This is a genomic window from Emticicia agri (genome assembly GCF_004168285.1).
In the GTDB taxonomy this organism is placed as follows: domain Bacteria; phylum Bacteroidota; class Bacteroidia; order Cytophagales; family Spirosomataceae; genus Emticicia; species Emticicia agri.
The window spans coordinates 57,345-72,438 of sequence record NZ_SEWF01000020.1; the positions used below are offsets into that span (position 1 = coordinate 57,345).

Consider the following 15,094-nt stretch of genomic DNA (forward strand, 5'->3'; position numbering starts at 1 on the left):
TGTTTCCTCTCAGCATGATACATAATGTGATGGCTTCCTTTACTCTTTTAAGAACCCATCCTTTTGATTCTAATACCTTAATCAAATTCTTTGCCGATTGATTCATGAAGATTAAGCAGTAGTCAGACTATTAGCAGAATGCATAAGTAAAGTTGACGGAACACTAATAGAGTATTCAAGTACATTACTGTCATCAGGTATTGACAAACCTTCTTCTTCCCTCACTATTAACACACCTTCTAAGGCTTCTTTTATATTCTGCATGGCCTCTTCAATCGTTTCCCCGTATGATACACAGTGCTTTAAGGTTGGAATATCTGCAATATAACCTCCCTCGCTATCTTTACTAATGACAACCCTATATGTACGATTATCCATAATCTCAGTTTATCTTTTAAAATTATTATTAAGATACGATGATTAATCCAAAATAACAACAATTTTAAGCGATTGGTTTTAAGTAGTGCGATTGCTTAAAACCAATCCTTATATTCTATCGGGCTCAATTAAAATGTTGTACTACCGGAGGAGTTTTGAAAAAAGGTGCTAAAAATGACCTGTACTCTTTATACAAATCAGATTCCCGGAAACCTTTCATGTGGGCTTCTACCGATTCCCAGTAAATCAGAAAAACGTATTTGTTTTCCTGTTCTATACAGTGCTTGGCTTCGTACGAAATAAAACCTTTTGCCTTACTTATTACAGCTTTAGCTTTGGTAATAGCATCTTCAAAGTCTTTATTCGTACCTTCTTTTATTTCAATAGTTACTATTTCTAATACTTTGTTCTGAGAAAATGCCAACTGCTGAAAGCATAAGAGTCCTGTTAAAAGCAAGAATATCTTCATTAGTTTTTTACCAGTTTCGTTAGCATCGTATCAATCTCACTTTTGGCCAGCCAGCGTCCGTTAAGCATAACGCCCTGCACCGAACCAACGGCAGTAACATCTTTCAAAGGATTGGCATCAAGCAATACCAAATCGGCTATAGCTCCATTTTTGATAACGCCTAAATTATCGTTTTTAAAGAATTTGCCAATATTGACAGTACCTGTTTGTAAAGCCTGATAAGGAGTTAAGCCTGAATCTACCAGGTATTTCAATTCATGTTTCAGTGAGAAGCCCGGTACACTAAATACCTGTGGGGCATCAGAGCCTAATAATAAGCCAACTCCCTGCCGCTGACATTCACGGATAATGCGGCGTCTGACATCAATAAATTTTAGTACCGATTCAGGTTTATATTGCGGATTTTTCATCGTACTGTTTTTGGCTCTTGCCCAGCCATCAAGTGTTGATTTATCCATGTATTTCATTTCAGGCCATGTTAATATAGCCTCGGTAGTTCGGTCAGGCGACTGCCAATGCTCGGCAAGGGTCTGGGTTGGTACTATCCATACACTATTGTCTTTAATAGTTTTCAGTATTTTATCTAATCTTGATACATCGGCATTATGTCCTACATATAAGCCAAACAAACCTGCTTCGGCTTCTGTCAAAGTATCCAGACGAGGCATCATGGCTTCTATAATACCATCCAGATGGTCGATAGTGGCATACCCTGCTTCGGCCGAACGCCAGACTCCTACGCCAAAAGAGACGTGTCCGGCAAAAGGCATATTTTCTTCTTTGGCGGTTTTTACAATAGCCTCGAAATTATTTTTGGTAATACCCGGGTGCATTTTCATGAAATCATAACCTACTTTTTTTTGGCTTTTTACTTTTTCAATGCCTTCTTCAGGTGTTTTTATACTTGCTCCGCTAAAAGATGGCCCTGAGGTGTATAAGCGTGGCCCTAAAATCTCACCCGATTGAATTTTGCTACGCACCTCCAGATGAAGCGGGTGGCCTAACATACCCCTGATAGTGGTAACACCATTGGAAGCAAAGAGCAACAACACATCATTTATCTGCTTCATATCATCTGTTGGCGGCAAATGTGCGTGCATTTCTGCCAAACCCGGCATCAGGTATTTGCCTTTGGCATCAATTACCAGGGCATTTTTATCATATTTAACTTTTGAACCCAAGGCAGTTATCACCCCATTTTTAACAACTACTGTCTGGTTATCCAATACAGTTTCTGAGGTCATCGGAATCACCGAAACATTGGTAAAAACGATTTCTTTCTGGCGGGAATCAACGGTTTGCTGTGCCTGGCTAAGGAATGAGACAAGCAGGAGGAGTAATAAGAGTTGTTTTTTCATAGTTGATAGATGTTAGCTGGTCATAAAATCGAGTATCGTATTTGGCAAATACAGTGCAATATAATTAAAAATTAGTGCCTGTAAGACTAAAATTGACTTTAAATAAGATGGATTCTGGAGGTTTTTTAGACAATAATCTGTTGTTTACAGCCCGTTTGTTTTTTGCAGATAAGCCTATGGTATCACCCCTCACTCAATCAAATATTTGGTCGAAATTTGAAATTTTAAAGGTTTTACTTTAATTTTCCCACGTCAATCAACTTTATATCCCCACATGAAATCTAACAGGTCCTATTTCCTCAAGTTCTTCGAGGTCTTTTTTATGCTACTGGTTATCATTGGTCTTACGCAGTATTTCGATTTTTTTACCGGATTACAAATGCAAGTAGTTACCAATGCTCATCTTATCTGGATTGTTTGCGGAGTGCTTTTAGCATTGAGTGCGGGTGGGGCTTTTGTATGGCATAAATTTATTAAGAAAACAGATTTACATCAGTGGTTTCAACCGATTATTACCTATTATGTGGCTCATAAAATAGCAACTTACGGAGCCGCCAAGCTATTAAAAACACAGTTTCAGGTGCCTAATTTTATTTTAGAAAGTCCTGTGGGCGAACTAAACGGTTTTTGGCTTACCTGGACCTACTTTGGTTATTCACAAACCTTTGCATTTGTGCTTGGTACTATGCAGGTGGTAGGTTCGATACTCTTGATTTTTCGCAAAACACGGCTTTTAGCCACGTTTATTCTTTTGCCGATTCTGATAAATATAGATTTTATAGACCATTTCTATCACATATCGCCTCTGGCTTATTATAATTCATTGCATTATACTTTTATCCTGATTTTTTTGATGTTCCTGGATATAGATAAACTGGTCTATGCCTTTTTATCTTATAAAGAATACTTTTATTTCAATAAAAAAACGGTTTTTCTGAATCTGATAAGAGTTATAATTATAGGCGGGGCTTTTCTGCATATCTATCTTCTCAAAAGTGGTTTTCAGCCAAAGACAGCCATCAACGGCGTATGGAAAATAGATGAAATTACGATGCACAACCGGAAAGTTAACCCTTCTATAGCTACGATGGATTCAGTATGGTCGAAAATCTATTTTGAGTGGCGTTATGGGTTGTTAATTAAATATAATCCTTATCAGTTTAACGAAACTAAAGACCTTCAAGGTCAATACCAGATAGATGAGTCTAAGCATCTGGCTAAAATTACACTTCAGCGTCCCAATAATAAGGTTGATTCGCTTAATCTTCAATATCAGATAAAAGACAGCACAATGGTGATGTGGGGAATGTATGAGAAAGATTCACTGATTATGCGACTGACAAAATTGAAATGATTTAGCTTATAACTTTTCAATCATATCCATAATAAGGTCAGGCTTTATGAACAGATAGACCAGCAAAAAGATAAAAACAAATAAGAATAGCTTTTTCATCAGGTCTAAGCCATATCGCTTGGCACTTCCCATAGGGTCTTTAAAAATCATGAAGAACGGGATTCGCAGGTAGTAGAAGACCGAAATGGCTGTATTGAGCAGACTGATGATTAATACAACCAATAAAAGCATATTACCTGAATCCTGATACGATTGCCATAGGGCAGTAAATATCAAGAGTTTTCCTGTGAAACCTACCGTAGGAGGAAAGCCCACAAGCGCAATCATGATTACTACTGCCGATAAACCTAAGAGAATGTTTTCTTGTCCTAAGCCTTTCAGACTTGCTAATTCATAGCTTTCGGTTTTAAGTGCCAGCAGGTCAACTAAAAGAAAGGCCGACAGAGTAATAAACATATAAGTAGCTACATAAAAAATAGCCGATTGCACCCCGAATTCATTAAGTGCTAAAAGCCCTACCAGCATAAAACCCGCATGTGCAATGGTAGAATAGCCTAACATACGTTTAGTATTCGTCTGCCACAACGCAGAAAGATTGCCTATCAGTAAAGACCCTATAATAACAATAGACAGAATCAACCTGAAATCAATGCTCAACCCACTCAGGAAACGAATCATCACAATGATAACGCCTACTTTTGGAGCTATTGATAGAAAAGCAACAATAGGGGTAGGAGTGGCTTCATAGACATCGGGTGTCCAGCTATGAAAAGGCGCAGCCGAGAGTTTGAATAATAAACCTCCAATAGTCATAAAAGCTGCCACATTTGCCACCCATGAAGGATTCTGCCCCAGAAAAGTGGCAAATTCCTGACTACCAAAATTCAGTGTGCCTGTCATACCATAGAGCAAAGAAATACCATACAGCATAACTGCCGAACTTGTGGCACCTGTCAATAGGTACTTGATACCTGCTTCGGCATTAGATTTAGATTTATTGATAACTACCAGAATATAAGAGCAGATAGAAACCATTTCTATGGCTACATAGAGCATGAGCATGTGGGTAGTCATGCTTAAAATAAAAAGCCCTAAGATTAATGCCAGAAAAATAGCATAGAACTCTCCAACTACTTTATATCCGATAATCCATAAGTGCAGAATTACGGCGATTGCCGAAACCGTGATAATAATTTTGAAGAAAATGCTTAGTTTATCAAGGTAAATCAGGTTATGAAACAAGACTACGCCCGAATCGAAATACTGCTCTAAAAAACTCAGAAATACATAAAATACAAAGCCTATGGTAATGAGTATGCTCAGGGTAAGGGTATTGTACAGGTTATAACGCTGATGCGATTTTTTTGAAAAAGCGACAATGGTAACAATAAGTAGAAATACCCCTGCAAAGACCAATTCCGGCAACAACAGCCTTGTACTGAATAAAATATGTGAAAGTTTTTCGAGCATTACCTGTTTTATTAACTAATAATAGCTGGTTGTACTATGCTTAGTTATTATTTAAGCATCAGATGCCTGTTATTTTAAAATTTTTCTAAAAATAGCTTAACTGTTTCGCCGCTTAAATCAAAAATCAGATTGGGAAAAATACCAAATATGACAGCCAATGCCGATAACCCGTAAAGCATCACCATTTCTCTGATGTCGAGGTCTTTCATGTGGTGTTCGTGGTTATGATTGGTCCAGAATTTTCCGAAGAACATTTTCTGTAATGTCCAGAGAAAATAGCCTGCTGATAATACCAATCCCAGCGTTGCGAGCATAGGTACCCAATCGGGTAAAACCGGAGAAGCAAAACCACCCATCAAGGTAAAAAACTCACCCACAAAACCCGGTAAAGACGGCAAGCCTAAAGCACCAAAAAAAGCAATGGTAACAGCTACCGTATAAAGCGGCATTTTAGAGGAAAGTCCTCTGAAATTTTCGATTAAACGATTATGAGTTCTATCATAAATAACACCTGCAATCAGGAATAGGAGGGCAGATAAAATTCCGTGTCCGAACATCTGATAAATAGCTCCATTGACACCCTCGGCTGTTAGAGACGAAAGACCCAATAAAACAAAGCCCATGTGAGAAACAGACGAATACGCTATCATTTTCTTTAAATCGTCCTGTGCCAGGGCATTAAATGCGCCATAAATAATTGATAATACCCCTGCTCCGGCTACAATATAACTACAATTATAAGCTATGTCAGGAAAGAAGCCGTAGGCAATTCTGATAAACCCATAGGCACCGATTTTTAATAAGATACCTGCCAGAATAACTGATACAGGTGTAGGAGCTTCTACGTGGGCATCGGGTAGCCATGTATGCAAGGGTACGGTGGGTAGTTTAATGCCAAACCCGATAAGCAGCAATATAAAGGCAAATACACGTGCCGAAAGACCAAAAATGAGCTGATTGCTATCAGGCGAAAGCAACGAACCTGAAATGTAATTTTTGAAGTCGCCTAAAAACCTGAAATCGAATGTATGCACAGTCGTACTTAGCTCCTGAGAGAAGAAAGTATCATTGACAGACATGGCCAGCCCAATCATGACAATCAGAATAAAAATAGAGCCGACAAATGTATAAATGAAGAACTTGATGGCCGAATATTCTCTGCGTTCGCCTCCCCAGATTCCTATCAAGAAATACATGGGCAATAGCATAAACTCAAAGAAGATAAAAAACAGAAAGAAATCGAGTGCTACAAAACAACCTATTACCGTGCCTGATAAAAGCAGATATAATGAATGATAGGCTTTTGGCCGATGTTCGATATTGAATGAGGCTACCGCACCTACCAGAAATATAATGCCCGACAGCAGTACCATAGGCATATTGATACCATCTACCCCAAGAATATAATCAATAGACAGAATCCCGAGGCTACCTAAACCCATCCGGATCCATTCGTATTGTTCAAGAAACTGAAACGAGGTCAGTTTACGGTCGAAAGTATTGTAGAGTGTAAAAATGTTTAAAAGGTTGATAATGCTTACCAGTATAGAAATCCATTTGAACGAGTCTTTGTAAGCATTAGGTAACAACAACACCAGCGCTGCCGCAATAATCGGAAGAAAAATGAGTGTTGAAAGTAAAATATTATTCATGCCATGATTCCCGGAAAGAGAATTTATTTTAGGTTATATAATTAACAAGACAATGATTAAAACCAGACAAACAAAAATGGTAATGAGGTAAGTCTGCGCTTTCCCATTCTGGATTTGTCGGGTATAATGCCCCGATTTAAGGGTCAGATTGGCCAGAAAATTAATGATTGCATCTACAATATTTTCCTCAATCCATTTGACAAGTACCGAAATACCCATAAATATTTTAGCCATCAGGTTCACAAATCCATCAATAATTATGGTGTCAAATTTATAGATAATCGGGCTGACCCATACCATCGGATTCACAAATACTGCCTGATACAACTCGCTCAGATAGAAGTTATGGAACACCAGACGAGCGATAAAGCTATCAGGGCGGGTTTTGTATTTATCTAACCGGTTGCTTTCTTCTTTGGTATAAATATAGCCTAACAAAACACCATTGAGCGAAACCAGAATAGCTACATAGGCTATCCAATGATAATTTTTAGATTCATGTGGGAAAATCTCAAAGAACCAGCTACTTTCGGCGTAAAAAGGGTTTATAGAAAAAACAAAACCTACAGAGGCCAAGGCCATTACCATAACCGATAATTCCATAGGTCCTATTACCGAAATAGCTTCGTAAAATGCCTCAACAGTCAGTTTATCGTCTTCATTATCATTGTCCTCAACCTTTACAATTCCCTCAATACGCCTGGCAACGTTTTTATAAAAACTTACTGCACCCGACGAAATAAGCTCAAGCGGATTGTCTTCTCTTTCCAGAAAAACCAGGTAAATCTGGCGCATCATATAGTAAGCACTCATACCTGAGACAATGAGACATGCAGCAGGAACAATAAAATAGATTTGTGAAGATTGATTGGCCGCCCACTCAAAAGCAGCCACAATAATAGCATCTTTAGACAGGAAACCCGAAAACAAAGGAATACCTGCCAGCGCTGCTGCACAGATAGTATAGGAGTAAAATATAATAGGTATCTGTTTGCGCAGATTTCCCATGTGGCGCATATCCTGCTGATGATGGGTATAGTGAATAACTGCCCCTGCCGACAGGAATAAACCTGCCTTAAAAAACGCATGCGTTACCAAATGAAAAAGAGCGGCATTCACAGCCCCTATGCCCAAGCTGATTACCATCAACCCTAACTGAGAAATGGTAGAATAGGCCAGTAGTTTTTTAATATCGTATTGATTAAGCGCCGAACAGGCACCAAAAAAAGCAGTACAAGTACCCACAATAGCCATGACTATCAGGGCATCAGGCGTAAGAATAGGAAAGATTCTTGCCATCAGAAAAATACCTGCGGCCACCATTGTTGCGGCATGAATTAAGGCCGAAACCGGAGTCGGGCCTTCCATGGCATCAGGTAGCCATATTTGTAAGGGTAATTGTGCCGATTTGGCAATACATCCACAGAAAATAAGCAAACCAATGGTTGTTAACACAGGAGTATTGAAAGCCGCAACCGGAATCAGTCTGGCTTTTTCGATAATTACCGTAATATCAAAAGTGCCGAAATAGCGGTAAATCAGAAAAATGCCTATCAGAAAACCAATATCGCCCACACGATTTACCAGAAAGGCTTTTTTTGCTGCATTGGTAGCCGATTGTTTTTCATACCAGAAGCCAATCAGCAGGTAAGAGCAAACACCCACCAACTCCCAGAACATATAAACCATAAGCAGGTTACCCGATACCACAATGCCCACCATTGCTAAAATAAACAGGTTGATATAGGCAAAATACCGCCCGAAGCTCGGGTCGCCGGCCATGTATTTTAATGAAAAAACCTGTACCCACAAGGCAATAAACTGCACCAGGAAGTACATCAGAAAGGTAAGCTCGTTGAAGATAATATCAATACTGAAGAGTGTATCGCCTATATAAAACCAATCGTAGTGAATCACATCACCCATAATATCGCTCAGGCGGATACCCATTGAGAAAAGCACACCTATTACATTGAGCGTTACTGAAAGAAGACCGACAGATTGTTCACTTAACGTATTTCGCTTGAATAATAAAAACGAAAATCCAACTAAGTATAACAATAGGTTAATAAGTATAACTTGTTCGGCAGACATTCAGATTAAGAGGGTATTTTTGCAAATATCTAATGTAATGAGTTATAAAGCAAAAATGAAGCCTAAATTTGTCTTTATTTTATCAATACCCAGCACTAAATTCCAGAAACCGATGTTATCCATTTGACTAAAAACGCTTCAATATGGATGTACAAAAAACAATCGTCAAAGTTTTAGAACTATTCAAAACTTTAGCAATACTCTATGGCTTTTCGTGGGTAATTTTCGCATCAACCGCCTTTTATTATTTCAATCAGGATAAACCACCTCAAAAATTATCTGATGCTCAAGTAATAGATTATATAGAAAACAAACCCCTTTCCTTATCTGAAACAGCCACTAAAGGGAAAGCCTTGTTTACAGAATATTGTGGTCAATGCCATACCACATCAGACGAAGTAGTGGTTGGACCGGGTCTGAAAGGGATACAGGAGCGGCAAAAAATAACATGGCTGAGAGAATGGATAAGAAACTCGCCTAAACTCATTGCCAGTGGAGATAAATATGCGGTTGAGTTATTTCAAAAATTCAACAGAACCCCGATGTCCACCTTTCCTCAATTGAAAGACGAAGATATTGACGCCATTCTAAAATATGTAGAAGAAGTGAATCAATAGGTTCGTATATTGCTGACAGATTTACAAAAAATTAACTATCTGGCAAGTAAATTTGCTGAGATGAAATATTATTGAACCTGTTTAAACTTATTTCTTTTGACTACGAATGGCTATTTTTCAATCATATTTCGCTTATTTATTGAGTCCGTAGCTCTGCTACGCACTCAATAAATAATCTCATCTGATTAAAAAATATCTCATTCTCGTTACTAAACAAAAAGTTTAAACAGGTTCATTTTTACACAACATATTCATTCACATAATCAATCAAAAAAATGAAATCTCCACTCTTAGGTCTTAGAACAACTATTTACAGGGTAAGCGATATTGACAAAGCCAAAGCATGGTATAGAGAAGTATTTGGTATTGAACCTTACTTTGACGAACCTTTTTATGTAGGTTTTAATGTAGGCGGCTACGAACTGGGCTTACAGCCGGATCCTAAAACTGAGGGCAAAGCAGATGGGGTAATTACTTACTGGGGTGTAGAAAATGTAGAAGAGGTTTACCGGAAAGTATTAGACAGTGGTGCTACTTCTTTTGAAGAACCTACCGAAGTAGGCGGCGGCATTATTGTAAGTGCAGTAAAAGATTTATGGGGAAACGTAATAGGGTTTATCTATAATCCTCATTTTTCGCTGGCGGGATAAAAGTTTTTAAAAGTGGTGATGATACCCATAAAAGTTACATACTGCGCAAAGCCGTAAATTACCTTAGTAATAACCCCATCGTAAGGCACTTTAATGATAAACGTAAAGTAAGCCTCACAAACGGTTAGCAAAGCAAACGCCAATGCGCCTGCTATCAGCCACTGATAACTGCTCTTATTGGTTTTTCTAAGCAATGCTGTAATATAAAATAGCGAAAGAAAGACCATGTAGATGATAGAAGAGAAGAAGAATCCTGCGGGCATTTCTGAAAAAACAATAAAAAATGGAGCAATAATCAACAATAAATTCAAAAATATCTTACTGAATTCTTTAGAAGATGCTGTAAAAACAGTCTCTTTTCTTACAGTTGCAATGTAAAAAGAAAAACTCAGCATAAAGAAAATCATGGATATGGCTTTCGCATTGTTGGTTCTGAATTCAAAAGTTATATCAGCCACGGCAGCTAATAGGAGCCCAAAAGAATAGGTGTAATCTTTTAATTTATAATCGCCTTTACGTTGCAGAAAATAAAACGTAAGCAGGCAGAGAACCGGAAATGCACTGGCAAAGCCAAGCCATTCACGATGATATATGTAAGCTACTATATCTATTAAACAGCAGAGTACGTAAATCAGTTTTAGTTTAAGTGGCATTTCAGAAAGTAGAACTTGGGACAATGATTAAACAAAAATAATGGTTTTAATCGATAGCTAAAAAATCGTACCAAACTTCTGATTAACTCTCGTTGAGTTAGCGTAAGCTACAATATTTTTTTAGCCTAAGGTTAAGGAAGGTGAATAGGAAATGTGAATATAGAAGTATAATGGAAGGTTTGCGTAAAATATTCCCCAAAGTAGTCAATTCACGTTTTTTGCGAAAGAAGTGGAGTAATGATTATTTGCTTTGATAATCCCTATAAAAATGGCGTATTGCGCAAATTGATACAGTAATTTATTAATAAGGTCGCCGTGTGGTGCAGTTATTACAAACCCAAAGTAAATATCGGTGATGGTTAGTAAAATAAAGGCGATAATACCTGCAAAAAACCATCTGTAGCTACTTTGATTGGTTTTACGAAATAAGGCATTTATGTATAAGAGTGATAGAAATACCATATACAAAATAGAAGAGAAAAAGTAGTCGGTAGGTATTTTGGTGAAAACCAGAAAAAAGGGCGACATGATGAGTAATAAATGCAATGCTACTTTTGCTAATTCTTTCGACGAGGCAGTGAAAACAACCTCTTTGCGCACAGTTGCTATATAAAATGAGAAAGTAAATACATAAAGAATCATGGCTATTACTTTAGCAAACAGTGTTCTGAACTCAAAAACAAAATCGGCAATGGCTGAGAATAGAAGTGCCAATGTATAGGTATAATCTTTAAGTTTATATTCTCCTTTGCGTTTGAGTACATAAATTACGATTAAGCACAACACCGGTAAGGCACCGAAAGGAACGAGCCATTTTTGATGAAATGTAAATGCTACTATGTCTATTAAACAACAGAGTATGTAAACCAGTTTTAGTTTGAGAGGCATTTCGAAAAGTGCAATAGAAAGCCATAGTTAAACAAAAATACGTTTTTTTTGTCATATACAACAAATAGTGCTAAACTTGTTTTATTGGCCAAACCAAAATAATTAGCAATAAGTTTATTGATTTTTTTATACCCGTGTTGTAAAAGTCTTACTTTTGCAACGCAAATTTTGTACATCTAAAAATTCAACAAAATGAAAAGAAACGCAACAGCCGTTTGGCAAGGAACAGGTAAAGAAGGTAGCGGACACCTGACTACTCAGAGTACAGTCTTGAATCAGACACAATATTCTTTTAATTCTCGTTTTGCAGAAGGCGTAGGTACTAATCCCGAAGAGTTGATAGCCGCAGCACACGCTGGTTGTTTCACCATGAAATTGAGCTTTAATCTGTCAGGTGCAGGTTTTACTCCTGAAAACCTGGAGACTAAATGCGATATTACTTTTGAAAACGGTGAAATTACCTTATCTCACTTAACATTGACTGCCAAAGTTCCTGAAATTTCAAAAGAAAAATTTGATGAATTAGTAGCTGATGCTGAAAAGAATTGCCCGATTTCTAAATTGTTGAATACCAAAATAACTGTTGATGCTACTCTGGCATAAGCAGTAAAAATAACAAAGTCCGCAATACATGCGGGCTTTGTTTTACTCCTCCAATGGCAGTTTCAATAAATATCCTGCCAAATCAGATAAATCTTTTTCTTTCAGACCCATAGAAGAAGGTTCAGGCATCAGGCTGTTTTTCAATTGTTTGCGGCTGGCAATATTAGTCTTTTTGATGCTGGTGAGTTGCCCTGCTATATCTTTTAAGGTAAGCGTTTCTCCATCACCTACCAGAAAACCATAATAGGTGTTTTTATCTTTAGTTGTGATAATCATTGGTTCATAACCGAATGCCATACTGGCAGATGGATTTACGATGGCATCAAGTAAACCTGCTTTATCAAATTTCTTTCCGATTTGGGTTAATTCCGGTCCTATTTCAGCACCTTCTTTGTCAAATTTGTGGCAGGTAGCACAATTTTTTCTAAAAACCTTATAGCCTTTCTTCATATCTGATGGCATTTCAAGGGCTAAATTAACCGATAATTCTTTACCGCTTGGGCGCAAGAAGTAATCACTCGCCATCATGCGGATAGACTTATCAGGGTTATTGAAAATATTTTCTGCTACTACGTTCCGCACTTCTTTAGGTAAGCGGTTTTCGCCTGCCAGACTTAATAGCATTTTACCACCTGTTACATCGTTCGCCATTTTTTCTGCTGCTTTTTCTCTAGTGGCTTGCGGCAAAGTTTTGTTAAGCATCTGTTTTTCTAAAGCAATCATCTGTTTCTGCTGTGCCGACATCTGTGTATTGGCCGCCTTTTCCCAATCCATTAAATCTGCCCATTCGTTGGTCTTTCTGAAATTCACCCACCAGAATGCTTGCTCCGAGACATCTTTCAGCGGATTCTTCGTTAAAGCTAACATGGCCGTTACGGCACGTTTATCTTTAATAAAGGCTAATGCTGTAATGGCTTGTTTTCTTTGTGCTTCAGTAAGCGTTTTTGCAGTTGCCCTGAGCTTCAAGTCATTGATTGCTTCTACAGGGTGCAAACGCCACACAAGGCTGGCAGTAGCCTCATTCCAGATAACCGGGTCTTTGGGTAGGGTAGGTCTGGTAGCCTGAAAATAAGCACTTTCTTTCTCATCTAATGCCTGCCCGATGGCTTCTATTTCAAAACGGTCGGTACCATCATAATTTTTTATCAGATTATTAATAATGCCTTGAATAGAAGCTAAAGGTAAATCACGCAAAGCAATGGCTACATCACGTCTGACAGCCACATTTTTATCTGTTGATAATTTTTCAGCAATTGGTAAAATATCAGTTCGTACCTGTCGTAAGGCTCTAAAAGCCGTGATTTTTAAATTGGCGTCTTCATTATCCAGTACTTTTTCTACTTCTTTTATGCCTTCTTCGCCCATTTTAGACAATAGCCACACGGCTCTTGCCTGTACATAAGGGTTTTTATCTTTCAATAGTTTTTTTACTTCAGATACGTTGCCACTTTTGCGGAGTGCCTCAAAACCTAAGTTCCGCACATTAATAGCCGGATTTTTGAGTGTTTCTATCTGCCCTTGCACAGTTGATACATCTATTACCGGAGGTCTTAGTTTTTTGCCTTTGGGTGTAACTCTGAAAATACGGCCATAGGCTTTTTTATCGTGCATGGCGTGTCCGCCCACCACAGGGTCATACCAGTCTGCTATGTAAATGGCTCCATCGGTGCCTGCTACCACATCGCTGGGACGAAACCATTTGCGTACATCTTCGCTTGCATCATGCCATATATAATGGTCGTCAGTTTTTGGAAAAGAACTAATCATATTTTGGCGTTGCATTTTAAAACCACCACCCTGCAAGGTAGGCTGGTAAGAAAAAATGACATTTCTTCCGGCTTCGCAACTCAGTAATGTACCTCTGTATTTTTCGCCTAAAGCATCTCCCTCATAAAACGCAATACCTGTGGGTGAACCAGCACCTGAGTTATCAATGGCAGGTTGCACACCCGGGTCGTCCTGATGCCAGTGAGCCGTAAACATTTCCTGTCCGGGTCTTCGGTCAGCCTGCCAGAAACGGGTGCCATCTGCACTGAAATATCCTGCATTGCCGCCTTCCATCAGATAGCTTACCCGGCAGGTAATCACCTGGTCGTCGTTATCATTCTGCCACATATTACCATAAGAATCAAGCCCTACTTCATAGCTGTTTCTGAAATTATGCCCCATTACTTTCAGGTTTTTACCCTCAGTATCCATTCTCAAAGCCAATCCGCCAACCCACACTCTACCATCATCTGATTTCTGATTGCCCTGATTTGACTTGTTATAGGGCGTGCCGCCATAATAGGAGCTACCTGAACGCAAGGTCCAGCCGCCTTTATCGGTTACATGGTGCGGGCCTGCATTACCGGTATTGAAATGCCAGTTGCCGTCGGGTCCGGCTGTTACCGAATGTAAAGAATGGTCGTGGTCAATGCCTCCGAAACCTTTGAGCAGAATTTCTTTTTTATCGGGTATATCGTCACCGTTTTCGTCGGTAAATACAATCAGGTTAGGTGCTGCCGATACAATAACCTTTTTGCCGATTACGGCAATGCCTAATGGTGCCACGAGGTCTTTATCCTGTACAAAAACCTTTGATTTATCTGCTTTACCGTCTCCGTCGATATCTTCCAATATTACTACACGGTCGCCTTTCTGTTCATTGTTTACCCTTTCGCCGGGCTTTGTATTGAAATTCCTGTAATCAACGGCCTCGGTAATCCAGATACGCCCTTTGTAGTCCACATCCATATTAGTCGGATTATGAATCATCGGTGTTTCTGCCCACAAAATGGCTTCGAGGTCGTCGGGTACGTAGAGTTTATTTTTATCTTCGTCAGGGTTTGGTACAAAGGCTGTAACCAACACTAAGGCAACGCTAACTGAACAGAGAGCAGTGGCTTTCTTAGAGAAGAACATAGCT

Annotated in this window: 13 protein-coding genes; 4 read left to right on the top strand and 9 right to left on the bottom strand. The window is 38.7% G+C overall.

From position 1 onward, the window contains the following. Positions 1-111 precede the first annotated feature (111 nt). The 3 genes from EWM59_RS14525 to EWM59_RS14535 form a co-directional block, all read right to left on the bottom strand. Positions 112-378 carry a type II toxin-antitoxin system HicB family antitoxin gene (locus tag EWM59_RS14525; protein ID WP_130021774.1) on the bottom strand — a complete coding sequence of 89 codons (267 nt, stop codon included), beginning with the start codon at positions 376-378 and terminating at the stop codon, positions 112-114. 124 nt (positions 379-502) lie between these two features. Then, entirely contained in the window at positions 503-847 is a 345-nt protein-coding gene (locus EWM59_RS14530; RefSeq protein WP_130021776.1) for an antibiotic biosynthesis monooxygenase family protein, read from the bottom strand. After that, positions 847-2,205: an amidohydrolase family protein gene (locus EWM59_RS14535; RefSeq protein ID WP_130021778.1), complete on the bottom strand. Its 1,359-nt coding sequence runs from the start codon at positions 2,203-2,205 to the stop codon at positions 847-849. The genes EWM59_RS14530 and EWM59_RS14535 overlap by 1 nt, the downstream gene beginning before the upstream one ends. Positions 2,206-2,527: 322 nt before the next feature. Between EWM59_RS14535 and EWM59_RS14540 the strand changes: the two genes are divergently transcribed. Continuing rightward, positions 2,528-3,559: a hypothetical protein gene (locus EWM59_RS14540; RefSeq protein ID WP_165372185.1), complete on the top strand. Its 1,032-nt coding sequence runs from the start codon at positions 2,528-2,530 to the stop codon at positions 3,557-3,559. 6 nt (positions 3,560-3,565) lie between these two features. On the opposite strand, the gene EWM59_RS14545 is transcribed toward EWM59_RS14540, so the two are convergent. The 3 genes from EWM59_RS14545 to EWM59_RS14555 all read right to left on the bottom strand — a co-directional run bounded on the left by EWM59_RS14545 (position 3,566) and on the right by EWM59_RS14555 (position 8,775). Further along, on the bottom strand, positions 3,566-5,029 hold the full coding sequence (locus EWM59_RS14545; RefSeq protein ID WP_130021782.1) for an NADH-quinone oxidoreductase subunit N: 1,464 nt from the start codon (positions 5,027-5,029) through the stop codon (positions 3,566-3,568). A gap of 74 nt (positions 5,030-5,103) precedes the next feature. After that, positions 5,104-6,681 (bottom strand): complex I subunit 4 family protein, encoded by a 1,578-nt coding sequence (locus EWM59_RS14550; RefSeq protein ID WP_130021784.1) that lies wholly within the window; start codon positions 6,679-6,681, stop codon positions 5,104-5,106. 33 nt (positions 6,682-6,714) lie between these two features. Further along, the gene (locus tag EWM59_RS14555) at positions 6,715-8,775 is read right to left on the bottom strand and encodes an NADH-quinone oxidoreductase subunit 5 family protein (RefSeq protein ID WP_130021786.1); all 2,061 of its coding nucleotides are present in this window, start codon (positions 8,773-8,775) and stop codon (positions 6,715-6,717) included. Between the two features lie 143 nt (positions 8,776-8,918). Here EWM59_RS14555 and EWM59_RS14560 point away from each other — a divergent pair, with 143 nt between their 5' ends. Both EWM59_RS14560 and EWM59_RS14565 read left to right on the top strand, forming a co-directional pair. Next, on the top strand, positions 8,919-9,392 hold the full coding sequence (locus tag EWM59_RS14560) for a c-type cytochrome (protein WP_130021788.1): 474 nt from the start codon (positions 8,919-8,921) through the stop codon (positions 9,390-9,392). Between the two features lie 275 nt (positions 9,393-9,667). Beyond that, a complete protein-coding gene (locus EWM59_RS14565) occupies positions 9,668-10,042 on the top strand; it encodes a VOC family protein (protein ID WP_130021790.1) in 375 nt (124 codons plus the stop codon). Here the strand turns inward: EWM59_RS14565 and EWM59_RS14570 are convergent. Then, positions 10,021-10,695 (bottom strand): lysoplasmalogenase family protein, encoded by a 675-nt coding sequence (locus EWM59_RS14570; protein WP_130021792.1) that lies wholly within the window; start codon positions 10,693-10,695, stop codon positions 10,021-10,023. The genes EWM59_RS14565 and EWM59_RS14570 overlap by 22 nt on opposite strands. Before the next feature lie 204 nt (positions 10,696-10,899). Further along, positions 10,900-11,583 carry a hypothetical protein gene (locus EWM59_RS14575; protein WP_130021794.1) on the bottom strand — a complete coding sequence of 228 codons (684 nt, stop codon included), beginning with the start codon at positions 11,581-11,583 and terminating at the stop codon, positions 10,900-10,902. Positions 11,584-11,775: 192 nt separating this feature from the next. Between EWM59_RS14575 and EWM59_RS14580 the strand changes: the two genes are divergently transcribed. Beyond that, a complete protein-coding gene (locus EWM59_RS14580) occupies positions 11,776-12,186 on the top strand; it encodes an OsmC family protein (RefSeq protein ID WP_130021796.1) in 411 nt (136 codons plus the stop codon). A gap of 42 nt (positions 12,187-12,228) precedes the next feature. Here EWM59_RS14580 and EWM59_RS14585 read toward each other — a convergent pair whose 3' ends face one another. Then, complete coding sequence (locus EWM59_RS14585; RefSeq protein WP_130021798.1) at positions 12,229-15,090, bottom strand: PVC-type heme-binding CxxCH protein; 2,862 nt, start codon at positions 15,088-15,090, stop codon at positions 12,229-12,231. Positions 15,091-15,094 lie beyond the last annotated feature (4 nt).